Genomic DNA, 25,044 nt, shown 5'->3' with positions numbered 1-25,044 from the left:
GTAATGATATTTATATAAAGGTTTTCCCAGGTAAGGTTTCTAAGAATATATTTAATAAAACTACAACGATTAATAAGAGAATGAGAATAGAGAAAAATAAGAGACTAATATTTAAATATGATTTCTTCGATTCCTTTTTTACATCAAATCCTTGCAAGTGCATACCTCCATTATATTATTTACTAGCTAATTCTTCAGGTGGATTTTCCGCAACTCCATAGATTGCACAATCTGCTTCAGTGAGCTCTGCCCACCATTGATTTCCGTAATCAAAATGCCACCATTCATGGACATAGCTAGTGAATCCAGATTCCCGCATCACCCAATAAAGTAATCGGCGGTTTTCCAGCGCTCGACTGTCTTCCTCACTTACTGATTCCTTTTTCTCTAGAAGAGTTTCAAAGAATCTCGTTCCTGCTTTTTCGGAAAAATCGTCAAACTCCGTTCCCATTTCAATGGCGGTGCCATCCTTATCTGCGATCGTCAAATCTACAGAACCACCAGTTACATGCGGGGAGGGAGCACCTTCGTTCAGAGAAGGGAAAGACACATATTTTTTTACCATACTATCCAGTTCGTTTTCTGACAAATGAGGATATTCCTGCTTCTTTTTTTCGTAAAAACTAGTATATAAGGCTTTTTGTACCTCGAATGGGCGATAACTATCCCATATTAATAACCTATATTTTTGTGGTAGTAGGGAAGCTGCTTTCACTAACCGTTCACCTACCTGTTTTCTCACATAGCACTCTTTCCGTGCATGAGGAATTCCTTGTGAATGATACATCGACTTCACTAGTATTCTCGGAGAATTCAATGAACGAACGGAAATGATAGGATCTCCCGTATCAGCTATTGGTATGTTGATCCAATTTCTTGGTGATTGTAAAGGTGGAATTGGTTTCGTCCTTACATCCACATACTTTCCCCCAGTCGTGTATTGTTTAGAAGTATTATAGCATAATATATTCATAAACTCTTTTACAAAAAATGTGGAATATATGTTTTATATATTTAATACTGAACTCCACTCTGCCCTTCAATATTTACAGGATGCTATATTTCGTTCCAGAAGTAAAAAAAACTTTGAATCTTGTCCATTCTGCCTCCAACTACAAAACAAAATTTTTAAAAAGAAGGTAAAATTTGGATTATGTAGAAATAAAAATATATAACACGGAGAGGGGTAGTTCCATGAACCTAACTATTATTAAGAGTGTAAGAACGAATAATTTTAAAGATAAGACAATTATGCAGAAGATTACAGATATGTGGAAAGAGGCATCTAGTGCTTTAAAAAATCATCATGAGGTTACATATGGTCTGTATTATGATTATGAGAGTGATTATAAAGGGAACTATACATTAAGTGTAGCAATCGAAAGTAATGACAATGACTTCACAATGAAAATCCCTAATAATAGTAAATATGAGATTTTTGAAGTAGACACATCAAGTGAATCTGGAATACTTAACACCTGGAAAGAGATTTGGGAACGAGAAGAGAAAAGGGATTTAGAAAGAGCTTACTCATTTGATTATGAAAAATATTATCCCAATGGGCAAATTGAGATTCACATAGCTATTAAATAGATAGCTGGTGAGCATTCGTCAACAAGAAAGGATAATATGTAAAGGCACGAAGAACATATCTTCGCGCCTTTATTAATTCCATTTACACTGTGATTTTCGTAGTGAAATTTGTGTATCTTAGGTTGGGCAAAAACTAAGTAACAGAGGAAAGAGGATTACAGTTCCTTCCCCTTATTATTCCCCACTTCCATCAAATGCTTCTGGAATCATCGCGAACCCTTCAATCACCGTATCTTCTTCTACTTCTATCATAAGATATCGTTTTGTCATTGATGACGAAAAATTTTCTTGTATACAACTGTTGGCTTATAACTCAAACTCCCATTCGTCCTTAAGATGTAAGTAAAGAGCTAAGAGCATATTTTCTTGTTCATAAGTGGACTTCATACTTATTTCTATACCTGCTTTCACAAGCAGTAGTTTTGCTAACTTCCTTGTCAATTCATCTCTTTCAGCGAATGGTAAATGAAGCAATCGTTCGCTATATGCTTTCATTAAGTTCCAGTCCTTCTGGCCTAATGATTTAAACGCCCAATCTTCAATTACTAAGCTTTCCTTTGTTATTCCTCTTTTGTTCATTTCCTTTTCAAGTCGAGATAAACGTTTTTTTCGTTTTGCTCTTCTTTCATGAACAACAAGCGTTCCCCCAACAACATCCCCTAATCGCTTATGCTTAGAGTGAAAGAATATCATCAAAATCCCTACAAAGTACCCTGTAGGTAAGGAATCAATCAGTCTTAAGAAATTTCGAATGAAGCTAGAAAGTAATGTGATGCTATGACCACTTTCTTGAATGACTCGAATTCCGATAAGTTTCTTCCCGACCGTTCTTCCGCCTGTAAAATACTCAAGAACAAAGAAATAGCATGTATTAACAATAAATAACAGGATAATCGCAATAACTAATGGTAACGTTAGTCCCTCAACAACCATTAAATTATCTAGCCCACTCATTGAAAAAATAAGTAGTAATATAATCACTAAGTTAATGACGATTAAGATAACTTGATCAATCATGAATGCTAATGCACGACTACCTAATCCTGCAGGTTGAAATTGTAAAGAGACGAATTCTGGGGTCTTAATAGAAACATGTTCCTCATTCATGTCATCACCTCTTTATTGGGTAAATTTTACTTATATGTTTCTATTTTTCTATCATGTTACTATAATAGATATTAACCAACAATGTTAAATCTCACTAACAACACACTCATTACTTCAGAGGTAGGTGTCTACATGAATGTAAAGCAATTTGTTCAACAGCATCGGAAAGATTGGAAAGAGCTAGAAGGACTAATCACAACTCTACATAAAAATAAACGAAAAATTTCTGGTAAACATATTGATCAATTCAACCGACTCTATCAAAAAACAACACAACATCTTTCATACAGCCAAACCTACTTTAAAGATGAAGACGTCACCGCTTATTTAAATGGACTTGTAGCAAAATCACATAATCTATTATATAAAGATCAGATTTCTAGTATGAAGCAGATACGATATTTCTTCACCACAAGGTTTATTGGTTTACTTGCAGAACAATGGAAGTTTGTCATTATTGCCATGATCCTATTTACACTAGGGGGACTCGGGAGTTTTCTATCTGTCCTTCATGACCCACTTCATATATACGCTGTTCTCCCTGCCGACATTGCTCAAGCAGTAGATCCAGAACAATTAGGAGCAAGCGATGGAATGGTCAATGCATCCTTGATGTCTGCAGAGATTATGACCAATAACATTCAAGTAGCCATCCTCGCATTTGCAGGTGGTATTACCTTTGGGTTATTGACTGTCTTCTTATTAGTTTACAACGGTATTATTGTTGGTGCATTGGCTGCACTGTTTTGGCATTACGGCATGACATATGAATTTTGGGCATATATCGTACCTCATGGAATGATTGAGCTTACAGCCATCTTTATCGCTGGTGGTGCCGGTCTATTAATGGGCTATAAGCTATTCGTACCAGGAGAGTATTCTAGATCGTACCAGCTAAAAGAGAATGCTAAGCGTTCGGTCCTTCTTCTACTAGGTACCATTCCATTATTTATCATTGCAGGTGTTATCGAAGGGTTCATTACCCCTGCTGCGATCTCGCTTGAAGCGAAATATCTCGTTGCCATTCTAACTGTTGTCGGGTTGATCCTTTATGTTGCTATCGGAAACTCCTTGCTTAGAAAGAACAAGGTATTTTCTAAAGCAGTCCACGATTCATAATATGAAGATAATTAGAAATAGCAGTTACTGCTAGTTTATCCTCTTGGGCCTCCAACATCTGGAGGCCTTGTTTTTCCCACCTAAGCTTCTCTCTCTTTTTGAACAATGTTTGCTGTTGAGCGATACTCTTCACCATTGCTTTTTTCAAATCCGTTGGTTGATCCTTCACTCTTTTTGCCAATACTTTGTCTTCAATACCAATCATTAAAAACAAATGTCTCTGCCTTAGGCGCTTCAAATATGCTAACGTACTTTCATCGTACAAGAACGTTCGAATATCACTAAATAACATGATAAGACTACGTTTTTTTTGAACTGTTTGTAGGTAATGAAAGACCTCTCCATAATTTGATTCAACCCCATCTACTTGTATATCATAAACAGACCTTAAAATCATTTGAAGGTGATTCATTCCTTTCGCAGGAGGAACATATATCTTCGTATTCCTTGAAAATGCAAGGACAGCTACATAATCCCCCTTTTTCAAGGCCGCAGCTGCAACAGCGATAGCAGCCTCAATCGTACGATCTAACCGATTTCCTACCTTTAACTCTACTCCCATCATTCTTCCACAATCAATTAAGAGTGTAATATGCTTTCCGTGCTCTGGCTCATAATCATTAGTCATCACTTCTTGAAGCTTGGCAGTTTGTCGCCAGTTAATTTTTCTTGGATCATCACCAACAACGTAGTTTCGAATGTTTGCAAATTCACCTACACTACTAATTTGTTTACGGATCTGGACACCCTCATGTAGTAAAAACTTCTGTGCATTTTCCAAAAATTCCTTTGTGTCCGTCAAATCTGGAATCACTTTCACCGTATCCTCAAGCAGTACTGTCGATTGTTTTTCCCACAAACTGAACTTACTTCTATATCGAAAATATAGCTGATCTACATGAAAACTCCCTCTAATAGGTGCCATCGTTTCATAGGTTGTCACAACATTACTTTGTTTTTCAACCGATCCCTTTAGAGGAAATGGCCGCGTAAATGATTGAGGGAGTCCATCCACAAGGCGATACGTCACCCCATGTTCAGACATGTTATTCACCTCAAGCACAACAGGATAAGAAACCCCTCTTTCCATATCTGATGGAATTCGCCTCTTAAAACTAAGATGCTGACGTTTCGGTAAATACATGAGATCCAAAAAACTTATCAATAACGCAGAAATATTACAAATAAGAATAAATGTCCATGGAACTCCCCAAAAGGATGCCATTACTAATGAAACAGAAAGAATAAGCATGAAAACTAACAGCTTTCTCGTTGGCAAAATCCCTTTATCTCGGAACAGGAATCGCTCCCACCAGTTCATTGATGATTTCGTCACCAGTTGCTCCCTCCAATTCCATATGTGGAGATAATTGAATGCGATGTCTTAACGCAGGTCGTGCAACCATTTTAATATCATCTGGGGTAACATAATCACGTCCAGCTAAATATGCCCATGATTGACCAGCTTTTCCAATAGCAATGGCAGCCCGTGTACTTGCCCCAAAGCGAATCGACTCCGATTCCCGTGTATTCCTTACAATTTGCATAATATATTTCATCACACTTTCACTTAGTGTCACTCGTTCAATTTCTTTTCGAATGGCTAGAAAGCTGTCTATATCTAATATTGCTTCAGCTTTACTAGAATCATAGCTATTCTTAATTACTTGCTCTAAAACACGCTGTTCATCTTCAAAGCCAGGAAATTCTATGAGCAACTTGAACAAAAAGCGGTCCTGTTGTGCTTCCGGTAATGGGTATGTTCCTTCGAATTCAATCGGATTCTGAGTCGCTACAACAAAAAACACATCCTCTAACGAGTAAGTTTCCCCTTGAATAGTTACTTGTTTCTCCCCCATCGCCTCTAATAAAGCAGCCTGTGTCTTTGCAGGAGTACGATTAATTTCATCCGCTAATAAAACATTCGTAAAAATTGGACCTTTTATGGTTTGAAAGCTATTTTCCTTCATATTGTAAATAGTACTACCGGTAATATCACTTGGCAGTAGGTCCGGTGTAAATTGAACGCGGTTAAAGTCCCCTCCTAAAAGATTGGCTAGCGTCCTCACCATTTGCGTTTTACCAGTACCTGGTACACCTTCTAATAAAACATGACCACCTGCTAGAATTGATGCTAATAAAAGTCTAAGATTTGTACTTTGTCCTAATATTCGTTCTTCATAACTTTCCAATAAGGATGTTAATTGCTCTCTCATCCTTCCTCCACCTCTTTTCTTAATTCCTCTAATCGTTTAGCCCACAATATATATTCTTGTTTACTTACATTCGTTTTCTTCAACAAATTCGTTAAATTATCAAGAAATAGTTGTATATCCTTGTTTGTCTTGCCATGCCATTTATCTTCAAGTTGATTGCTGATTTCCCGCCAATCTTTCGTATAAGAAATCCCCCAACGCTCCTGCATCGCTAATTTAACATAATCCGCTTGTGTAGCAATAGAGTCTTTATACAGACGTCCTCTTAAATGCCAAGCTGCTATGGCATTTATTCCTTCATCACTAAAGCGAACCGTATCTTCCCGAGCAGTAAGGATCGGACCAAATCTTTTTCCACGATACCAAAGCCATAAAAGTGTTAATATAGCTCCTTGAAGCATAACGAGTAAAAACCACTTTGGATACACGGTCATCAACGTCGCTGCATTCCCTTGATTATGTACGTATTCGTCAAAAAGAATCGCATCTATACCTTTCATTCCCTCGTTGTTGATCAACGATAATAGGAGTGTTACATGATCATAATCTAAAATAGCTCTGTTCATCATCCACTGAGGAGAATTAATTACAATTAACTTCCCATCTCCATATGTACGCTTAAATGCCAATGTACCTCCATCATCAGTAAGGAGGATCTCATCTTCTTCCCTCGTTTGCAGACGGATATAGGAAGGTATCATGGCTTTTAACTCTTTTCCATTTTGATACACATTTGAATATTCTTCTTCTAATTCTGACGGAACACCATACTCTATTCTGATATCAAACATACCTACAGGGTTTTCACTCATGAGTAAAATTGTATTTCCCTTACGCATAAATTCCTCATAGGAGATCATCTGTTCGGAAGTCGGGACGAAATAAGGCTCTACCATGATAAGTAGTTGACTTGCCTCCGTTGCCGAAACTAAATGAGATGGCTCACGGTACCACCTATACACCTCCCCATTCTCTTCCTCCAAATACGTATACATCGCTTTAACACCACTAGGAGATGGAGACGTGGATACGTACGGTGGATATTCCTGCGGTTGCTTTGGAAAACCGAAATAGCTCACACCAAAAAAAACGAGCAGTACGATGATCCATAAGAATATCTGTTTATATTGAAACACCTTCTCCAAGCTCTCACCTCCTATTTATCTACAATCTGATGTTGGTTATTTAACCACTTCATTGCTTCTATTCTATATTTCATATACTCTTCTTTTTCTACAATTCTTTCACCATAAGTCACTTGATCAAATAACAGTGCATATTGAAAGAAAAGTTCTGCCCCTGTTTTGTCTACCTGTCTCAGCTCCTCATAGTACTCCCAGTTGGTTTTCCAAATTTTAGCCTCTAGCCAGTTAATCTCATGAAAATATAACAGGAGTGCAAGGAACATGTGTCGTGTAGCTAGAGTATACTCTTTCATATTCTCCTGCTTCTTCGCTTCCTCCATATGTTTTTGATAGGACCACTTCATCTCATCCATGTTTTGAAGCGGCTTATTTTCACGGAAGGTTCGATTACGTTTTACATTTAGACCAACCTTAACCAGAACGACAGCTAAAACGACAAGAATCAGAATGATGACTAGAATAAGCACCGTTCCAGATACCCCATTCGAGACTGCCAAAGACGGAAAAAGTTCTGATAGGACATCTATAAACCAGTCTCGTATTCTAATAAACAACGTTTCTATGAATCCTTGTGACTCATCGTAATATACTTGGTATTCACTTCCATTTAAAATCTCCTCAAGCCGATGCCTTCCTTGATCGGACATGAACCATCACCTTGCTTTCCCACGGGAATAGGCCGTTACTTATTCTCATAATCATTGAGCATATCTTTTATATCATCGGCGTCATGTCTTGTTTTTAGATCGAAATACATAACCGAATAACCAACGGAAAAAATCATTGTAGTTATCAATAACACCACATTAGTAATCGTAAATAACAACACACTATAACCTAAAAGAGCAACAAATGTCAGTTCAACTACCGTACTAATAATCGTAATAATTAACGTGAAAACAATATATAAACCAAGAAGTATCCATCCACGATTGCTAGTTAAATTCCAGCTTCTAGATATCCCTACCAATTCATCTTCTAGTACGACCGAAGCTAGATAAAAGCTCCAACGAGTTAATAGGTAACCACCTCCAATGAAAGCACCAATGCCAAGTAAGAAAATCATTAACATACCGACAAAAGGATTTGCTACAATACTCATAAAGCCAAAAATAGCAATAGCTACAATAAAAGCAATTAGTAACCCTAGAAAAATGAGAAAATAAACAATACTACTACCGATGATTGGCCAGAAGCGAAAAAACGCTTTTTTTATGATTGGACCAACCGTAAATTCCTCTCCTTTTCTAATCTGGTTCACTGCTAAGACGATTGCAGCATAGGCAATTGGATATAAAAAAAGTCCAAAGAAATTGACGACACCAATCCATAAATCATCACCCCAATTACCATCAACGGTGATATCCGTATCATCAAAACTTGCTATTATTTGATCAATCCAAGTTGCACCTTCACTGAAATCTCTCACTAAACTAGCGCCAGCATACCATCTAATGATCGCTTCCAAAATAAAGATTGGTCCTAAGAGAATCAGAAAAATCTTAAAAAAGTTGACAAAGTTTTTCTTACTCAATGAAAAGGTTAAGTCTAAAATTTCCCCAAATCCTTTTGGTTTATTAAACTCTTGCTTCATACCGCTCCCCTTATAATATAGAAATTGTTCTAAATATTCGTCATACAAAGTATTTTAACATTTTACACTTGTACTTTTGTAAAAATATGCAAAAAAAATGTTATCTAATACTAAGGAGTTCCATTTCCTATCGCAAACATTCAAATTGTACCCTAAAACGCTAAACAAATTGTAAGCTAGTTTGTTTAGCATTTTTTGCTGTTATTATCGTGTTTTATTAAAAATATCCAAAGGAGAGGTTGTAGATAAGAAAGAAAATATAATATTTCTTGGTTCCAGTGGCACAGGAAAGTAGCATTTGGCTACTGGACTAGGCATCGAAATGATTCAGAATGGTTAAAGAGTTAAGTTTATCACAGCAGCTGAATTAGTGGAGGAATTGCTATATGGCTAAAGATGAGCATAAGCTTACCTCTTTAGACAAGAAGTGGCTCAAATTTGATGTAATCATTATCGATGAGCTGGGTGAATCTTATCGATTTAGACAAAGTATGAAGCAAAATGAGGAGGGGTAATTCGGCGCGAAAAGTTTGAGGAGTGTTGGCCCTCCCTGGGCCAACACTCCTCCTCCAACTTCCACCCTTCCCCATTACTGGGAGGTGGAATATATATTAAGTGGCTCACTTTTGAAGTGATCACTATGGCTCACTATAATATTGACAAAAACAGATTGCACCCGTTAGCGTTGAATATCACGTTATTCTTTAAAGGCACTTCCTGAGACATCCACTCTCTTTGATACAAAGAAATATACAAATAGATAAACAAATAAACATCCAATTACAAGATAATATATTTCAGCATTAGAAGTATGAATGAACTGAGCGAAATAGAGAATAAAAAATTGTGCATATAATATAACCAAGACAAACTTTAAGAAAGAATCATTCATCTGGGCTTTAGAAATAGGATAAAGTAGTACACTTTCTTTAATTTCATGTTGTAAAGGAATCACTTGAAATCCAGTCGCAAATAAAATTAGGAGAGTAAAAATCCATCCACTTGTCGGCATAGCATAATTAACAAATATGCCAATTACAGTTAGTCTTAGAGAAAGGTAAAAGTAATCATTATATCTTACAAACAAGTGCGAGTATAAATAAACGAATGTACTACTCTGACTATATGGGATACACCTTTTCACAATCATAGTGAGCAAACGTCTATTCCGAAAAGAACGTTTAAGATTGGGAACATCCATGAAAATATTAATAAATTTAAAGTTTCTCAATAAGGCAGTTTCTTCTTCAACTATTAGCCACTCCCAATTCAGGTTTCTTTTTTTTCCTATAAAATAAATTAAATAGGCGAAATTTACACCCATTAAAACAAGTTCAAAAATCCAGTCATTTTTAAACAGAAAATAACACATTAAATATATTGAAAAAACCCTATTTAACCTATGTAAAACAAATTGTACACGGTTCTCTAACCATTGTTCCGTCCACTTCATTAAAATATTATAAAAAACAATCCCCCCGATTAAAATAAAGATGGGAAAATTTATATTAGTTCCGTGTACAAATAGGGATAATAAAACGGTAATTAAACTAAGCAACTTAATAACATCAATAACAAAGCTATATACAAGTGATTTAATAAAATACGACTTTAATTTCACTTCTAATGCCAACAAAAATAATATATCTGGGCTTTTAACAAAAGTACGAACGTTCGTTTGCATCAAAAAGATAGTAATAAATAGGGATAAAATTACTTCAACAGATATCTGAGGAGGTATCCACTGAAGAAATAAATTAAAATAATAAATAAAGATACTACCAATGACCAGAAAAAAATAAACAACATTCGCACCAATTATTGAATAGTACCTGAATATTTTTCTATAAAATTCCTGAACCCTTAAATTCCATAATGTTTTTATATCCATAAATATACCCATACTTTCATGAACTTTTTTTAAAAACATAGAAGCATCAACTATTTCATCTATCCTTACTCAGTGCAATGTATTAATTGCTTTACTTTGTATTCATTTCCTAATGTGAATCATTATCTTAAAGTTCTTCCACAAATCTGCTTACATTAGTTGAAGTACATTGCTATCAATCTTTATTATCATTAACATAATTTACCATAATTGTTTAAAAGGGTTATTACAAAAAAGAATTTAATTACTAAGAAGAATATAGACTTTTCTTGTTTAATTAAACTGCTACGTTCGATAATAATCACATATACTTACTGAAGCATGCTCCCCGATCGCACCACATCGACAACACCGGTTTGTTTAACAAGCTTGCCCTTTTTATAACCAATTTTGTACCGAATAATGTTCAGCAATAAATAATATTTCATTACTCTACTTTACTCCTGAGTTCCCAAGTGTGTTTATGTTTTGAAATAAAATGCACCCAATAATCTCCAATAGAAAGCGTGGTTTTCAATTCACTTCTTCCCGCTTAAAAGAATAGACGAAACAAATAAAAATGTGTTTCAAATTACTCTACAAAATATAAATTTCTTTAATTACAGGAATGCTCCCCGTTTCTTCTATAAGAGCAGCGACAGCTTCTTGTGCTAACCCTTCCAGTTAGTTGAAGTACATTCTTTCACAATTTGAGTTAGTTTTATATCAATAATTGGTTTTATGAATTCTAACATTTGTCTTTTCTTATCTAATAAAAATGAATCTACCTCTATAACTATAGTTTGATGTTCTTATGCAAGAAAATGATTCTTTCTATTTCTTCAAAACCATTTTTCTTATAAAATTCTTCGGCTGGTATACCTCTATCTGTGAGAAGTATAATGTTACTTATATTACTGCTATGAAGCTCTTTTATTAAATGATTTAACATCGCTCTTCCAATACCCTTATTTTGATATTGTGTTTTTACACACATTTCATTAATAAAGAACTCATCTCCGCTCCACCATACTCTATTTACTCCTAAAATAAAGCCTAGAATTTCGTCGTTTTCTACAGCTAAAACGCCTAAAAATCCAGGTGTCTGGTAAAAACTCAGTAAATATTTTTTAGCCTTTGTAAATGTCCATTCATCATTCCAAGGCTCATCATTGAATACTTCAATAAATATTTCCGTACATTTAGTTACATCATTTTTTTCTAATAGTTTAAACTCCAAGGTAAATTCTCCTTATCGCTAAATGTATTATTAAAACCCCTTAACCTTCTACATTATATAGCTTTCTTCTCTAACTCAATTATTATTTTCACTCACATTCAACAGATGCAAAACCATTCTCCTCGTACTCCATTGTCGCTGTTCTTCCTTCTTTAATACAAGCCTCGAATTCTTGTAAAGTTTCACTGTGGTTGATTTCAATCTGTATGATTCGACCAATTGGAATAGCAATAGCAAGAATAAACGCAAGTATTAAAAATACGGTGAATACTTTTTGGAGCCTGTTGTTTCTGGATTTCCTTTTAGTGCTTAGGTTATAGTCACCAGATAAGAATCTTCTAATCTCAAGGTAATACAAAGCATTATGAACAATTAATAACAAGATTATCATCACTACATATACATAGCGTTCAAGTGGAAAAATCACAATGAAGAATATAAGCAACGGTAATGCCTGAGAGTATAAAATGTATACCTTTTTAGTTGCGCTTTCAGTTACTTGACGAAGCATTTCGTCATCTTCTAAAAATTCCCCTGGCTTTATGAAAGTGAAGGTGCCTACCTTATTATTTGGGTTTTTCTCGTTATAGCGTCTTATTTTTAGGAAGTAAGTAGCAAAGAATACTAATAACAAGAATGTACCGATGATAATGGACAGCATTCCTGGAACATGCCAATTTATTTGGAGACCGTTATCTGAGACTACATATACCCCTTCAAAATCACTAATTATCATATCTACCGCATGAGCAACCCCATAAGTCCAAATCATCAATACAATCCACAATGCAATGTTCCATAGTGGAACCTGTACACGAAAGTCTTTATTACTCATTAAAATCCTCCCCTTCCAACCAGAATAATTCATCAACTTTTATTTGTAGTTCTTTCGATATTCGCAAAGATAATGTAATTGATGGTGAAAATTCGCCTTTCTCAATAAAACCAATTGTTTGCCTTGTGACTCCAACTCGATTCGCTAGCTCTGTTTGAGAAAAACCATGCCTAGCTCTTAATTCCTTCACTCGATTTCGAAGCATCTTTAACTCCTTTCCAACACTGCACGTTAACTTTTCTATACATAATGTAAAGTATAGTTAACATTTAGTCAAGTATTATTAACATAATTAATTAAACACCAATCAATTACTAAAAAAAGCACCGCAAATGAATGCGGTGCTTTTTAGTGTGCCTATTTAAATTATTCCATAGGAAAGAGCACCCTTAAAGTTATTAAAACCCTTTTCTATGAGCAGTACCTCCCATGATAATTGGTAACATCAAGGCTAAAGTGATACTTAGAATTAACCTTAATCCTTTCCTTTACATCTCCCCACTCTTTACTACTCCCCACTTCCATCAAACGCTTCTGGAATCATCGTGAACCCTTCAATCACCGTATCTTCCTCTACTTCAATCATAAGGTATCGTTTTCCATAAAAATTAATCTGTTTTACATATCGTAAATCTTGTGGACTAATGGAAATCTTAGCCACTTTTGTATCGATTTTAATAGATTTAGAGTTATATTTCGGTATAACACTGCTAGCTTTAAACTCATATTTATCGTCATCAATAACTTTCTGGAAAGCCGCTTCTACTTTTTCCGTATCTACATCTTTTACCCCACTTACCTTTAACACACGTTCTACATCTTTGTAGTTCAGTTTCGGCATCTCTTCCTCTTCATTTTCTTCAATAACACGGTTAATTTCTTCATACACATTCGATAGAGTAGCAGTATTTAGTTTTCCACCCGTTACATCCTTTACAATTTCCTCAAACACTATCTTGTCATCTTGAGCAGTCATGGTATCCTCACCATTGAGCACATCTTCTATGAACTGATAATCCAGCTCATATGCTTTTCCTGACGAATAGAGAACGTGGTTCACATCTGCTGAGTTATCTGTAAAACAAGGGAAGAGAAATCCCCCCACCGGTACAGTAAGATTAATAATTGGATCCACAACAATATTATACTTAAACTGTCTCTCTACATAATCAAATAATAGTTCTTTTTTCGGCTCTTGTGTTTTATTAATACTACCTAAAATAAAGGAATGATTATAAACTGCATCTCGATCACTTTCTTCTGTCTCATCATTTCGAGCCTTCACCGGTTTAAGATATTCGCCGCGGATAAACGTAACAACGATATCCATTTCGAATTGACGATCCTTTAGCATTTTATCAACGATGCGAAGCATTTGTTCTTTCCATCCCTCTACATCGCTACTTAATAATCCTTGATGCAAAATAAGCTGGCTGCTGTCTTCTACATCACGCTTAAATCTTAACTCAAATAACTTTTCATCCAAATTGCCACTTAATAATTTTTTAAAGCTATTCATAAAAATCTCTTTTTGGTCTTGCTCAAGAAGTTCGAAAGGTTGGCTTTGATGATGATAAATTTCACTAGTTTCCTTCATTATATATACGTTAAAAATATCGTGGATTTTCAGTAAATCATTATCTACTTTAAATTGTTTTCGAATATTTGCTATGTCTTTTTTGTTCACTCTCTTTTTCACTCCTATAAAAATCTCACTGTAGTTTCGTTTCCTATTAATTCTAACTTCTACATAGAAAGTGGAGAGGAAATCATTCTGCTCATTGATTTACTCTCCACTCACTAAATTATTCTTATATTTTAACATAGTATTGGAATGATAACTCAGGAAATGTTTGCTTTAGATTGATAAACTACGAACAAATATACGTACAAAGAGCAGAAAGAGTAAGGATTCCCCCTATTCTAACTGCTCTATGTTTTTTCCTTCTATTATTTCCCTAGCATTTGATCTACTTTTTCACGGTTATTCTCGATCCATTGTGTTGCAGATTCTTCAAATGGAACATTGTTATGTTCGTACTCATACATCATTGCTTCTAAATCTTCCACTTCTATACTCCAACGAGACATAATTTCAAACGCCTCTGGATACTCTTCCTCTAAACCTTGGTAGGAAAGTACATATACGTTATCGTAGTTAAAGTGACCATTTGGATCCTCTAAAAACTTTAGGTCGTGTCGAGAGAACATGGAGTGTGGACGCCATCCCGTAATAATAAATGGTTCTTCTCGGTTAATCTTTGTTTCTAGCACACTTAACATAGCAGCCTCACTTGTGGGAACTAGTTCAAATCCGTCTAAGTCGTAATTAGGATCTTCTAACACATTTTTCGAAAGTTCTACAATTCCTGCACCTTCACCGATCGTAACTATTTCTCCGTCATATTCAGAAGCTTTTCCAGCTAATTCTGCAATACTATTTCCCTCCACATAGCTTGATACTACCCAACCTAAAGGAACATTTTCATAGCTAGTCGCTACCAATTGTAACGTATCTTCATATTCTGCCCAAAGTGCTTCCTCTGTGTATGGAAGCCAAGCATCCATAAAGAAATGCAATTCCTTATCTCCTAAACCTTGAAAGATTACTGGTTGATCGAGTAACGTAACCTCCACCTCATAACCCGCTTCTTCAAGAATTTGCATAGCAATTCTCGTAGGTGCTTCTGTACTTGTCCAAGATGTTTCCCCAAATACAATCGTTCCTTTTGAATCATCCGTGCTACAAGCACTTACTGATACTCCCACACCTAAAGGAGCGGGGTTCTAATTTACTTACACACTTCTCCCATACTCTCTGGAAGCACTAGAACTCTTCTAGTTACAACATAAAGGAACTCATGTATGTTCAATTAGACTTCTACAACCAAAGAAACCTCTGTTTCTATTAACGGTTGTTTCGGCTCGTATCTAAACCGAATGAACTCTTTAGACACCCATACTAATGGGTGGTGTTTTCATCTTCTTTACTCTCTGTATCTCTACATCATGCAGTATTTTGAATGTAGGAAAACCTTGTTCACACAAACTCTTCTCTATTTCTTCTCCGTTTTCTTTACAGTTCATCAGCAAAAAGGCAGAGTATAGATCACGTTGAATCTGAAAATCACCAAAATCATTCCAACGTTGATGCAGTTTCTTCTTCTCGTATGTATCCGTTATATGGTTGTATTGACTTGCTTTTATTCGCGTTGTATTTACCTTGTTTAGTCTTTTGTTCTTGTATGTTAGTTTTCGATGGATGATTTGAAGCAACAACGAAGGTGCACGATGACCAATGGTTTTCCCGAATCGTTTCTTTTTCTTACACTTCCCATTTTTATTTATTTCCGTTTCTTTCGCCCTTCTTTGAAGTGCTTTGAAACTCATCGTCTCCACAAATAGGACATCACTTAGAGATAGTATTTCATTGGCAAGTAGTTCGTGATCCTGCTTTCTTTTGGCTTTATTTCGTCTCTGCCATTCTTTTGCTTGGTTTTTCTTTTTTTGGTATCGTTTCGAAAAGATCCATCTATCCTTATTACTTGAGTCAATGGTGCCGTCCTCTTTGTATTTCAAAGGATTCATCGCTCTTTTACTTCGATCCATCGCACGTTGAATATTTCTTATTTTTTTACTTATCTCCAAAACATTTGGTGCCAACTCTGTTAATATGACTTTGTTTTCAGAACAAACCGCCACCGTTGATATTCCTATATCAATACCAACTCGTTTACCAATACAATCTGTTTGCTTCGTTTCACTGGGATTGGATTTCTCCGGAGGAACACCTTCCAAAATGAGTTGTACGTAGTATACATAGTTGTCTTTACTCCATTCTCGTTTCACTCTCACAAATTTCACTTTATTTTTCAATGCAGACTTCGCATACTCGTCATTTTTCTTTATCACGGTCCGCAAGACCAGACCGTTCCAAAAAACATTCCCACCTCTGTATCGAATGCCCGTTGAATTGGATTTCCCTTCGACGGACTCTAGTTCGCCAAACTTTTTAAAGTGTACTCGCTTTGCTTGCTTATATAGTACCTTTTCAAAAGCCTTGAATGATCTTGTAGCTATTTTTTGACTCGTGAATGCGTCTATATTTTGTTTGTACGTATGTTGCATAAAAAGAGCTGCAACATTGCAACTCGAAATTTTACTAACGCTCTCCGTTAGCTTAAGTCAAACTATTCACAATATCGCTAACTAGAATGTTCTAATGAAATAACTGTAGTTTTGTTTTCAACACAACCATTGGATATCATTATTTTTCTCATAGAATTATTATCAATTTGGGTAGCACCCAAATAAGACTTTGCTTTGAAATCATTTTGCAACCTATATAGCCCTATTAGATGTAGGTTCTTGCCCAGACCTGTTCCTCGGAATTTTGGATGAGTTCCTATCCAAAAAATTCTTCCTTCTTTATCCTTATCTGGTTCAAGGTGAGGAAAGACCACTCCAACAGGTTCATTTTTAACTATATAGACGGTGAACATTCTCTGTACTTCTGAAGGCAGTTCAGTTTCCATACTTATTAAAAATTTCTCTGTATCATCCATATTCCGATTCATTACTTCAGATAAAAATGAAACTGATTCCTTCTCTGTAATTGACCATAATTCGTAAGTTGATATCCCAATATTTATTGGCTTTCTTAAAGACCTTTTATATATTACTCTCTCACCTTTAATCTTCATCTTATTCCTTGTGTAATTTAATCGTTCTAAGTGAATTATAGGACACTCTAGCAACACTTTTTTAAATATACTGTTTTCCGTTTTAGTTAGAAGTTCATTTATAAAACCATCGATTTGGTTCGCTTGATTCAAGTTATCTTCTAAAATTTCCAAGATAATTTGTTTGTCGCTTATTATACTATGCACTCCAACTTCTTTTAGTTGGTTCAGTATTCCATTCATAATTTGTTCTCCCTTTATTCTTTCTTATTGTATTAACCTGCTTCGTTCGTTCAATAAAAAATCACATTTACTTATTGATCCATCCTTCTCCATTAGTTTAACATCATTTTCCAGTTTGTAGAAACAAAAAAAGAGCTGCAACTTTGCAACTCGCAATTTAACTAACGATTCCCGTTAGTGACATATTAAGCACCGTATTTCCATCCCCAAAAAGAAACAATAAGACCGATAGCTGAAATAAAAAATCCGACTGTAACTGGTGAACCACTTGATACAAGTATGAATGATATACCAAATAATATTATTGAAATACCTAAAAGTAATGTTTTCATAATATTTATTACTCCCTTTTTTTATCGACGTTAAATAAATAACTCTTCAGTAAACTTTATCTTAATTTTTGTATTATTTTCCAGTTCGACAACGCCTGTTTGATCCACTAACGCTTCTCCCTTAGTTATGTAACTAATTTAATGAAAACCCTTATGATTACGATACTAGTCCAACAACTTTCAGGATTGTGTTCAAAATAAATCCTATTCCTACGAATATAATCATAAATCTTATTATAAATGAGTATTTTCGAGGATTTTGTATAAATGCAAATATACCAACTAATAAGAAAATAACACCTAAACTGAAATTAAATAGAGCTTCCAAATTTATTCACCATCTAAAACCTTATTGTGCGAAACCTCTCCGTTCGATTAAGTCATTTCACAAATTCCGTATATTACTCCCTTCTATTTTAACATAAATATCCAAATCCTTCTCTTTCTCATTAGAGTTCGCATGGCAAATCACATCCAACTCACAAGAAGAAAGATTCATTTCCCCCTATTTGAAGAGGTGTGTGAATTACTTTGTGATTTCATCTCTATTTAACGATAAAACACCGATATAACAACAAAAAATCACATGTGATTTCTACTGTGAAATCGCATGTTATTTTGCTTGCGAATGGCAAGTTTGCACCTCTGAAGTAAACCCGTTACATGCCATTGTGAAGCCTTTTTGGATGAGGATGAGTATCAAATTCAACGTTTAACAAAGCCATTTTATTAAGCTACAAACATACCACCGTTAAACTTACGAGCAAACTTTTCAATCTCTTCCTCACTCAAAGTAGACATATCCGTTGCATTTCCGTCTACTCTTTTGACAATAAATTTCTCCAAAAAGTTCATTTTAGAAAAATCAAACTCTCCACCAAATATTCCGCTCGCAAGTGCCTGCTTTCTCATTTGTTCAGGAAAGGCCAATTCTAATTGTGACAGAGCTTTTTCTCCATCTAACATACAACATATGAATAACCCTAGTTTTTTTGATAGTAATTCCTGCTCATTGGCTTTTATAAATTTTCTCATTTTCCCTTGAACCATACCAGCATGAATAGAGCTCCCTAAAATTACAGAATCGTAGTCAGAGAGATTAATCGAACTAGCTTTTTTCAAATTAATAAGAGTTCCCTTTCCATGTAACTGATCCATTAATAGATTAGCCGCTTTCTCCGTCGTTCCTCTCGAAGTTGCATAAATTATAGCAGTTTTCATAAAGACCACCACCTTTTCCGAAGAAATATTTTCCAATTATATTATACTAGCATTATTCTAAATAATTTTAATGATAGTAACGAAAAATGTGTATGTTTTATGAACAATATCTGCTAGAGTATAGACGGCTGAAGCGATTGGAACACAAACCAACAGAGTTAGTAATTACAGATAGTAGGATACTTGTATTTTCAGGGTAACCTTTATAAAAAAAGATGTCTCCATCTACCTTATTCAAAAGATAGATGAGACACCTTTTTGTTAATTATCCAGTAATATTATCTAGGCCGTGCTTCTTTTCAGATTCTGCAACTACAATTGCGCAGGATGCATCTCCTGTGATATTAACAGCTGTTCTCGTCATATCAAGAAGTCGGTCCACACCAATAATCAGGGCAATTCCTTCTACAGGTAAACCTACTGATGTTAATACCATAGCAAGCATTATTAAGCCTACACCAGGAACTCCGGCAGTACCAATACTTGCAAGAACTGCGGTTAAAACAACAACTAAGATTTGATTCATTGTTAAGTCTACTGCAAACACTTGCGCGATAAAGACAACAGCTACCCCTTGCATAATTGCCGTTCCATCCATGTTAACTGTTGCACCAAGTGGTTGAACAAAACTACTAATTGATTTCGGTACATTCAAGTTTTTCTGTGCTGTTTCCATGGAGACTGGAAGTGTAGCACTACTGCTTGATGTACTAAAGGCTACAGACATTGCTGGTGCAAATCCTTTGAAAAACTTGATTGGATTCATTTTTCCTAGCAATGAAACTGCTGTACCATACGTTACTATTGTATGAATAACGAGCGCGATCATTACTGCGATAAAGTAGAGCCCCATCACCTCAAAGGCTTCCCACCCTAGTTTTCCAATAGCAGATGCAATTAACGCAAACGCACCATATGGGGCCAAGACCATCACGAGGTTAACAAGGTACATCATAATATGATTTGTTTGTTCCACAAGTTGATAGACAAGCTTCGTTTTCTCCCCAAGCACAGCGATTCCTAACCCGAAAAATACGGCAAATGCAATGATTTGTAGCATATTTCCACTAGACATAGAGTCAATTGGGTTTGTTGGGATAATATTTAAGATCGTATCCACCACTGGTGGTGCTTCCCTTGGCTCATAATGAGCATTTTCCGTATCGAAGTTTCCATTTGCACCGGGTTGGATTAAAGTGGCTACTCCTAAAGCAATAGTGATCGCTACTGTCGTGGTTACTAAGAAATATCCTATTGTCTTTAGCCCAATTCTTCCAAGTTTTTTTGGATCTCCTAGAGCAGCAACACCTAGTGTAATGGTGATAAACACTAATGGTACCACTAGCATTTTAATCAGATTTAAAAATAGCTGACCTACTGGATATAGTAGATACTGATCCACAACAGAAAACACACCAGATGCGAACAAATTCAATAGAAAACCAGCGATAATACCTAGAATCAGTGCAATAATAATTTTTTTTGTAAGATTGTTGTTTCGTTTCATGAATGTAATCCTCCTTTTTTTATGTCATGCTGCATTTCGTCCGTGTTGTAAGGAGTTCTTCTCTCACTTTGAACATTACGATTGCAACGAGTTCACCAATTATATCTTTTTTACACGAAGACTTTGAAAACTAGGGCTTCGCCTTCTCGCTTTATCACTTTACTGAGTTAAACTTTTCCACAGAAAAAAACCACGAAAGAGAGAACTCAGTCATGGCTTTAATAAACTTAGCTGGTTCTATAATAGCTTACGAGGTTAGCTGTCGGATTCGGGTGTATAGAAATCACCCTACCTAAAAAAGGATTCACCCCTATGGCCATAGGCCACACTTGAAAGTCGGTTCCCCCGCTCCTGCATAGGATTAAGCTGTCTATGAAACTAGATTTATATTACTATATACAAACGTCCTCGTCAATAATCGACATTATTTTTTAAAAAATTTACTTAAGAGATAATAACATAACTCTATTTTCTTTTTAAAAAGCACTCAGTAATAATTTTGTTGTAAAAAATACTATCAGTAAGATAAATAGTCTATACTTGTACTGTTGTTATTTAATCAGATATATTTTTAAAAATGCAATAGTAATTTGATACGAAAGTAGGGAGATTTATGATCTTTGCAGTTATTTTAGGAGTTATCATTTATATGGCGAGTGGGATGATATACTATTCCATCCTGGGAAATAGGTGGGTGGAGGAATTAAATATTAAACCTGAACAACCAAACTATGGATTGTTAACATTGGTTACTGTTCTTACCACCTTTGTTTTTTTCATTATACTTCAACTTTCACAAGCGGAAACGTTACTTGATGGCGCTTTATTGGGAGCAGGAGTAGGGTTCATCGTCTCCCTTGCTTATGCGAAGGACTTTATTTTCGGATTAGGATCTAGTAGCAAAAAGCAAGTGGTGGTCTACTTTATTGCTGTGGGTTACCATATCATCGCCTTAACAATTATTGGTATTGTTATGATGTTTTTTATATAGGCTACACTGAAAATACGTGTATCAGAATATCGAGTGATACTAACTTTGTTGGTAGTTATTCCATTCGCTTCAGTCCACTCCTTTCCAGTGGGGAGTTGCCGAGCCTCCTCACGACTCCGTCGCTGCGGTGTCTCGCCTCTACTCTGCTTCCCACCGGAGTTCGTGGACCTGCGCTCATTCCATATATAGTTGATGTTACTAAAACCCTAATAACGTATTTTCATCTCCATGGTGCAAATTTTCCCTTGCAAGGAGGTCTATCCCTGAAAATACGTGCTATCAAGTATTATAACTTTGTTGGTTTGTATTCCATTCGCTCCAACCTGCTCGCGTTCCTGTGGGGAGCTGGCGAGCCTCCTCCAATTGGCCTAAGAGCAGCCCACGTCCTGTGGGCAACGGCGCAATGTCGCCATCCTGGCTCCAGCTCTGCGAGGTCTCGCCCTTGCTCTACTTCCCACTGGAGTCTCGGGGCTTACGTTCATTCCATATAATGACCCACAGTACTAAAACTACTTTATAACGTATTTTCTTCCGCGATGGTTTACATTTTCACTTACATCAAAAAAGAAGCTGGTGATCTCATGAGATCACCAGCTTCTCTTATCATTCAAGACTAACTTTACTTACTGACCACAAACGTTCATTGTACTATTCTCTAACGTAATGTTTCGGAACTCCATGTTATCTCCGCATGGTGACTCAACAATTTCTGAATTACGGAGAGTTAGATTTTGCATTAAAATATCTCTTGTGTTTGGCATATCATTACGTGCTGCAATACGGATTCCGCTTGGACCTACAACTACACCACCGTTCATTGCAATGTTGTAGCTGTTCTCGATAAGCATTGCATTACCACCAGTTCTCGCTAAGTCCACACGATCAATGACAGCTCCGCCACTACGAGAGACACTGAAAATTCCTCGGCCACCGCCACGAGCAACCACTTCTCCTACAAAAATATTGTGAGTGTAGTCATCATCGATATGACCATTTCGATTCGCCATACGGAAGGCAGCGTAACCAGTTCCTGTTCCAGCTCCATATCCATAGACGATGCCTACTTCAGCATTAATCGTATCATTCAACAAAACACCAGAGTATCCAGTATCAACCGCTGTTACTGTGCCAATAGTAATACCATCCACTCCGTATGTTTCTACTCCATGTGCACTTGTTCCAGAAACGTACACATCATCAATGCGAACATTACGAACTCCATAAACGTTATCATTGTCACGGCTATCAATACGAATGCCAAGACCCGCATCCAAGCGAAGATCGATTTGACCTAGGTGAATATCTTCGGATGTACGTACGAAAATTCCGAAGTTCGGGCTACCTGTTACATTTAATTTCGGAATGGACACATTCTCCGCATGTCTAATACGTACAGCTGCATTATGATTTCCATAATCAAAATCTTCGTCAATACCCTCAACATGTATTGTTCCATCAATTTCAAAAGAAGTATGGCTCGGTAATTCAAGTGAACGATTCGCTGGAATTGTTCCAGAACCACGAACTATTACTTTCTCTTGCTTCGTACGACCAGGAGTTAAGCTGTCTACCGCCGCTTGCATCGCGTCAAGCATATCGTCACCAACATACACAACTCCACGGTTAATTACTCTCCACTTGTCACCAGTCTGTAGGACTTGTGCATGAAATGGGCCTTTCCCATAGAATGTCTCTGACTTCTCTCTCGGTTGGACTGCTAAAACCTCTGAATCATTAGAAATCCCACCTTCATTCACTGCCCTTACAACATAATAGTAGGGATTAGGAGAGAAAATGTCTTGATCTGTAAACGTCGCTTCATTTGTAACGCCTACTCTCTCGAAAACTTCCCCGTTAGGAAAATGTTCTGGATTATAGCGTGTACGATAGACGTAATAAAGTAAAGCATCATCGTTTTCATTCCATGAGAATGTTACTTCCTCTTCCACTACTAACTCATCAATGCTTAACTCACTAGGACTAAAAGGAGCAGGAACAGAGTCATCGCTAACAGAAACTTCTACTTCATTACTAAAAGCAGATTCTACTCCAAGATCCGTTAGAAATGTCACTACATAGGTGTACGTATTTCCTAATTCCACTGTATTATCAATAAAGTTAGTTTCAGAAGTATTTCCTATACGGGTGAAATTCCCTTGCCCCTCTTCTTTTCGGTGTACATTATAGCTTTCCGCAGAATCATGTGGTTCCCAACTTAAGCCCACATATGTTTCTGGAGAAAAAGATAGTTCTGACACTTCCAAACTATCAATCTGTGCAACAGGCATAATTTCTAAGCCATTAATTCGACCATTATCACCCATTTGAATATTTAACTGCCCATCAGAAACCGTCGTAGTATGTGTCACCTCAGCAAATTGCCCCGAGTTAGAAGTAAAGCTCCCAAGGTGCTCTCCTTCCACAACAAAACTAGAACGATTAAAAGCAATATTATCACCAGCAATAATTCGGATAAAATACTCACCGTCAGGTAGGTCTACCATAAATTCAAAATTTCCATCAATAAGAAAGTCTCTTCTTATATCGTCTGGTGCTCCACGATCTCTTTCTGCAACAGATTTATTAATTCCATAACCTCTATCTTCATTATAAATCAGATTGTTTGAAACCTGTAAATACCCTTCTGCTGTTGGACCGTTACCAAAGTCAAACAATAGGAAAGGAGATTCTTCTGGTTCTGTTGGTTCTGGAGCTTCACCAGAAATTTGAACGATTTCAATGGCATTAATACGAGCCCATTCATTAGAAAAACTAGCTTCTAATTGTCCATCAAATACAGTGAAAGTATCCTCGTAAGTGATAAACTCCCCTCCACCAGTTCGATCTCCACCTTTGATGTCCCCACCTTGAAGGGTATAATTTGTGCGGTTCACATCATTTTGAGATCCTGTAACAATTTCAATCTCATACTCACCAACTGGTAAATCAACCATAAAAGTGTTTCCACTAGCAATAACAAAGTCTCTCAGTAAATCTGTTGGACCTCCTTGGTCTCGACTATCAGCTACATTTTCAAACCCATACCCTCTATCACTAGAATACAAGGTTGATTGAGATACTTTTGTATATCCCTCTGCTACTGGGCTTGAATCTGTACCAAGGTCAAACTTTAAGTGAAGCATTTCATCTTCGTTATCTGAAAAACTTGTATTCGCTGCTAGACCACTAGTTGAAAACAAAGAAAATATCATTACTAAAACCATAAAAATTGCTAGCTTTTTACGAACCATGAAAAAACCTCCACTATTTTATTTTCATCAAGATAACTAATGTAATTAGAACATAACTTAGGGAAGAGAAGGCTGGAACCCTAATTGAAAAGCCAGCT

Annotated in this window: 24 protein-coding genes and 1 riboswitch; of the genes, 4 read left to right on the top strand and 20 right to left on the bottom strand. The window is 36.2% G+C overall.

Features of this window, described 5'->3' with window-relative positions; genetic code table 11:
• Positions 1–10: 10 nt before the first annotated feature.
• A complete protein-coding gene (locus tag ACERII_RS17875; RefSeq protein WP_373644127.1) occupies positions 11–157 on the bottom strand; it encodes a hypothetical protein in 147 nt (48 codons plus the stop codon).
• A gap of 18 nt (positions 158–175) precedes the next feature.
• The gene (locus tag ACERII_RS17870; RefSeq protein WP_373644126.1) at positions 176–919 is read right to left on the bottom strand and encodes a M15 family metallopeptidase; all 744 of its coding nucleotides are present in this window, start codon (positions 917–919) and stop codon (positions 176–178) included.
• A 275-nt stretch (positions 920–1,194) separates the two neighbouring features.
• On the opposite strand from ACERII_RS17870, the gene ACERII_RS17865 reads away from it, so the two are divergent.
• Positions 1,195–1,593 (top strand): GyrI-like domain-containing protein, encoded by a 399-nt coding sequence (locus ACERII_RS17865; protein ID WP_373644125.1) that lies wholly within the window; start codon positions 1,195–1,197, stop codon positions 1,591–1,593.
• A gap of 306 nt (positions 1,594–1,899) precedes the next feature.
• Here ACERII_RS17865 and ACERII_RS17860 read toward each other — a convergent pair whose 3' ends face one another.
• Positions 1,900–2,700, bottom strand: a complete 801-nt coding sequence (locus ACERII_RS17860) for an RDD family protein (RefSeq protein ID WP_373644124.1) — start codon at positions 2,698–2,700, stop codon at positions 1,900–1,902.
• A gap of 132 nt (positions 2,701–2,832) precedes the next feature.
• Here ACERII_RS17860 and ACERII_RS17855 point away from each other — a divergent pair, with 132 nt between their 5' ends.
• Entirely contained in the window at positions 2,833–3,819 is a 987-nt protein-coding gene (locus ACERII_RS17855; RefSeq protein ID WP_373644123.1) for a stage II sporulation protein M, read from the top strand.
• Here the strand turns inward: ACERII_RS17855 and ACERII_RS17850 are convergent.
• From ACERII_RS17850 to ACERII_RS17830, 5 genes are read right to left on the bottom strand one after another with little or no spacing between them, the layout of a single operon-like run.
• A complete protein-coding gene (locus ACERII_RS17850) occupies positions 3,797–5,155 on the bottom strand; it encodes a DUF58 domain-containing protein (RefSeq protein ID WP_373644122.1) in 1,359 nt (452 codons plus the stop codon). The two genes, ACERII_RS17855 and ACERII_RS17850, sit on opposite strands and share 23 nt — an antisense overlap.
• A complete protein-coding gene (locus tag ACERII_RS17845) occupies positions 5,106–6,035 on the bottom strand; it encodes an AAA family ATPase (protein ID WP_373644121.1) in 930 nt (309 codons plus the stop codon). The genes ACERII_RS17850 and ACERII_RS17845 overlap by 50 nt, the downstream gene beginning before the upstream one ends.
• Positions 6,032–7,171 carry a DUF4350 domain-containing protein gene (locus tag ACERII_RS17840; RefSeq protein WP_373644153.1) on the bottom strand — a complete coding sequence of 380 codons (1,140 nt, stop codon included), beginning with the start codon at positions 7,169–7,171 and terminating at the stop codon, positions 6,032–6,034. The genes ACERII_RS17845 and ACERII_RS17840 overlap by 4 nt, the downstream gene beginning before the upstream one ends.
• A 20-nt stretch (positions 7,172–7,191) precedes the next feature.
• Complete coding sequence (locus ACERII_RS17835) at positions 7,192–7,827, bottom strand: DUF4129 domain-containing protein (protein ID WP_373644120.1); 636 nt, start codon at positions 7,825–7,827, stop codon at positions 7,192–7,194.
• 35 nt (positions 7,828–7,862) lie between these two features.
• The gene (locus ACERII_RS17830; RefSeq protein WP_373644119.1) at positions 7,863–8,774 is read right to left on the bottom strand and encodes a hypothetical protein; all 912 of its coding nucleotides are present in this window, start codon (positions 8,772–8,774) and stop codon (positions 7,863–7,865) included.
• A 386-nt stretch (positions 8,775–9,160) separates the two neighbouring features.
• Between ACERII_RS17830 and ACERII_RS17825 the strand changes: the two genes are divergently transcribed.
• Positions 9,161–9,289 carry a hypothetical protein gene (locus ACERII_RS17825; protein ID WP_373644118.1) on the top strand — a complete coding sequence of 43 codons (129 nt, stop codon included), beginning with the start codon at positions 9,161–9,163 and terminating at the stop codon, positions 9,287–9,289.
• Between the two features lie 182 nt (positions 9,290–9,471).
• On the opposite strand, the gene ACERII_RS17820 is transcribed toward ACERII_RS17825, so the two are convergent.
• The 11 genes from ACERII_RS17820 to ACERII_RS17770 all read right to left on the bottom strand — a co-directional run bounded on the left by ACERII_RS17820 (position 9,472) and on the right by ACERII_RS17770 (position 20,704).
• On the bottom strand, positions 9,472–10,704 hold the full coding sequence (locus ACERII_RS17820) for an ABC transporter permease (RefSeq protein ID WP_373644117.1): 1,233 nt from the start codon (positions 10,702–10,704) through the stop codon (positions 9,472–9,474).
• 736 nt (positions 10,705–11,440) lie between these two features.
• Positions 11,441–11,884, bottom strand: coding sequence for a GNAT family N-acetyltransferase (locus ACERII_RS17815; RefSeq protein ID WP_373644116.1), 444 nt, complete (start codon positions 11,882–11,884; stop codon positions 11,441–11,443).
• A gap of 88 nt (positions 11,885–11,972) precedes the next feature.
• A complete protein-coding gene (locus ACERII_RS17810; protein ID WP_373644115.1) occupies positions 11,973–12,719 on the bottom strand; it encodes a hypothetical protein in 747 nt (248 codons plus the stop codon).
• On the bottom strand, positions 12,712–12,924 hold the full coding sequence (locus tag ACERII_RS17805; protein WP_373644114.1) for a helix-turn-helix transcriptional regulator: 213 nt from the start codon (positions 12,922–12,924) through the stop codon (positions 12,712–12,714). The genes ACERII_RS17810 and ACERII_RS17805 overlap by 8 nt, the downstream gene beginning before the upstream one ends.
• Before the next feature lie 303 nt (positions 12,925–13,227).
• Positions 13,228–14,406 carry a DUF4317 domain-containing protein gene (locus ACERII_RS17800; protein ID WP_373644113.1) on the bottom strand — a complete coding sequence of 393 codons (1,179 nt, stop codon included), beginning with the start codon at positions 14,404–14,406 and terminating at the stop codon, positions 13,228–13,230.
• A gap of 263 nt (positions 14,407–14,669) precedes the next feature.
• Positions 14,670–15,488: a glycine betaine ABC transporter substrate-binding protein gene (locus ACERII_RS17795; protein ID WP_373644112.1), complete on the bottom strand. Its 819-nt coding sequence runs from the start codon at positions 15,486–15,488 to the stop codon at positions 14,670–14,672.
• Between the two features lie 180 nt (positions 15,489–15,668).
• Entirely contained in the window at positions 15,669–16,847 is a 1,179-nt protein-coding gene (locus tag ACERII_RS17790; protein ID WP_373644111.1) for an RNA-guided endonuclease TnpB family protein, read from the bottom strand.
• Between the two features lie 77 nt (positions 16,848–16,924).
• On the bottom strand, positions 16,925–17,644 hold the full coding sequence (locus ACERII_RS17785; protein WP_373644110.1) for a GNAT family N-acetyltransferase: 720 nt from the start codon (positions 17,642–17,644) through the stop codon (positions 16,925–16,927).
• Positions 17,645–17,829: 185 nt separating this feature from the next.
• Positions 17,830–17,976 carry a hypothetical protein gene (locus tag ACERII_RS17780; protein ID WP_373644109.1) on the bottom strand — a complete coding sequence of 49 codons (147 nt, stop codon included), beginning with the start codon at positions 17,974–17,976 and terminating at the stop codon, positions 17,830–17,832.
• 729 nt (positions 17,977–18,705) lie between these two features.
• Complete coding sequence (locus ACERII_RS17775; protein WP_373644108.1) at positions 18,706–19,197, bottom strand: flavodoxin domain-containing protein; 492 nt, start codon at positions 19,195–19,197, stop codon at positions 18,706–18,708.
• 265 nt (positions 19,198–19,462) lie between these two features.
• Entirely contained in the window at positions 19,463–20,704 is a 1,242-nt protein-coding gene (locus ACERII_RS17770; RefSeq protein ID WP_373644106.1) for a dicarboxylate/amino acid:cation symporter, read from the bottom strand.
• A 229-nt stretch (positions 20,705–20,933) separates the two neighbouring features.
• Positions 20,934–21,082, bottom strand: a riboswitch (cyclic di-AMP (ydaO/yuaA leader).
• A gap of 235 nt (positions 21,083–21,317) precedes the next feature.
• Here ACERII_RS17770 and ACERII_RS17765 point away from each other — a divergent pair.
• Positions 21,318–21,695: a DUF1761 domain-containing protein gene (locus tag ACERII_RS17765; RefSeq protein ID WP_373644105.1), complete on the top strand. Its 378-nt coding sequence runs from the start codon at positions 21,318–21,320 to the stop codon at positions 21,693–21,695.
• Between the two features lie 623 nt (positions 21,696–22,318).
• Here ACERII_RS17765 and ACERII_RS17760 read toward each other — a convergent pair.
• Positions 22,319–24,946 carry a fibronectin type III domain-containing protein gene (locus tag ACERII_RS17760; protein WP_373644104.1) on the bottom strand — a complete coding sequence of 876 codons (2,628 nt, stop codon included), beginning with the start codon at positions 24,944–24,946 and terminating at the stop codon, positions 22,319–22,321.
• Between the last annotated feature and the right edge of the window lie 98 nt (positions 24,947–25,044).

The organism is Evansella sp. AB-rgal1 (genome assembly GCF_041820985.1).
Taxonomy (GTDB): Bacteria; Bacillota; Bacilli; order Bacillales; family Salisediminibacteriaceae; genus Evansella.
Note: the sequence above shows the minus strand (reverse complement) of the source record. Positions and strands in the feature narration are given on the sequence as shown.

Bases quoted from the DNA above. Each gene is read 5' to 3' on its own strand.
- ACERII_RS17865 (WP_373644125.1), top strand. From the start codon at position 1,195: ATGAACCTAACTATTATTAAGAGTGTAAGAACGAATAATTTTAAAGAT.
- ACERII_RS17860 (WP_373644124.1), bottom strand. From the start codon at position 2,700: ATGAATGAGGAACATGTTTCTATTAAGACCCCAGAATTCGTCTCTTTA.
- ACERII_RS17855 (WP_373644123.1), top strand. From the start codon at position 2,833: ATGAATGTAAAGCAATTTGTTCAACAGCATCGGAAAGATTGGAAAGAG.
- ACERII_RS17845 (WP_373644121.1), bottom strand. From the start codon at position 6,035: ATGAGAGAGCAATTAACATCCTTATTGGAAAGTTATGAAGAACGAATA.
- ACERII_RS17835 (WP_373644120.1), bottom strand. From the start codon at position 7,827: ATGTCCGATCAAGGAAGGCATCGGCTTGAGGAGATTTTAAATGGAAGT.
- ACERII_RS17830 (WP_373644119.1), bottom strand. From the start codon at position 8,774: ATGAAGCAAGAGTTTAATAAACCAAAAGGATTTGGGGAAATTTTAGAC.
- ACERII_RS17825 (WP_373644118.1), top strand. From the start codon at position 9,161: ATGGCTAAAGATGAGCATAAGCTTACCTCTTTAGACAAGAAGTGGCTC.
- ACERII_RS17820 (WP_373644117.1), bottom strand. From the start codon at position 10,704: ATGTTTTTAAAAAAAGTTCATGAAAGTATGGGTATATTTATGGATATA.
- ACERII_RS17810 (WP_373644115.1), bottom strand. From the start codon at position 12,719: ATGAGTAATAAAGACTTTCGTGTACAGGTTCCACTATGGAACATTGCA.
- ACERII_RS17805 (WP_373644114.1), bottom strand. From the start codon at position 12,924: ATGCTTCGAAATCGAGTGAAGGAATTAAGAGCTAGGCATGGTTTTTCT.
- ACERII_RS17790 (WP_373644111.1), bottom strand. From the start codon at position 16,847: ATGCAACATACGTACAAACAAAATATAGACGCATTCACGAGTCAAAAA.
- ACERII_RS17785 (WP_373644110.1), bottom strand. From the start codon at position 17,644: ATGAATGGAATACTGAACCAACTAAAAGAAGTTGGAGTGCATAGTATA.
- ACERII_RS17780 (WP_373644109.1), bottom strand. From the start codon at position 17,976: ATGAAAACATTACTTTTAGGTATTTCAATAATATTATTTGGTATATCA.
- ACERII_RS17775 (WP_373644108.1), bottom strand. From the start codon at position 19,197: ATGAAAACTGCTATAATTTATGCAACTTCGAGAGGAACGACGGAGAAA.
- ACERII_RS17770 (WP_373644106.1), bottom strand. From the start codon at position 20,704: ATGAAACGAAACAACAATCTTACAAAAAAAATTATTATTGCACTGATT.
- ACERII_RS17765 (WP_373644105.1), top strand. From the start codon at position 21,318: ATGATCTTTGCAGTTATTTTAGGAGTTATCATTTATATGGCGAGTGGG.
- ACERII_RS17760 (WP_373644104.1), bottom strand. From the start codon at position 24,946: ATGGTTCGTAAAAAGCTAGCAATTTTTATGGTTTTAGTAATGATATTT.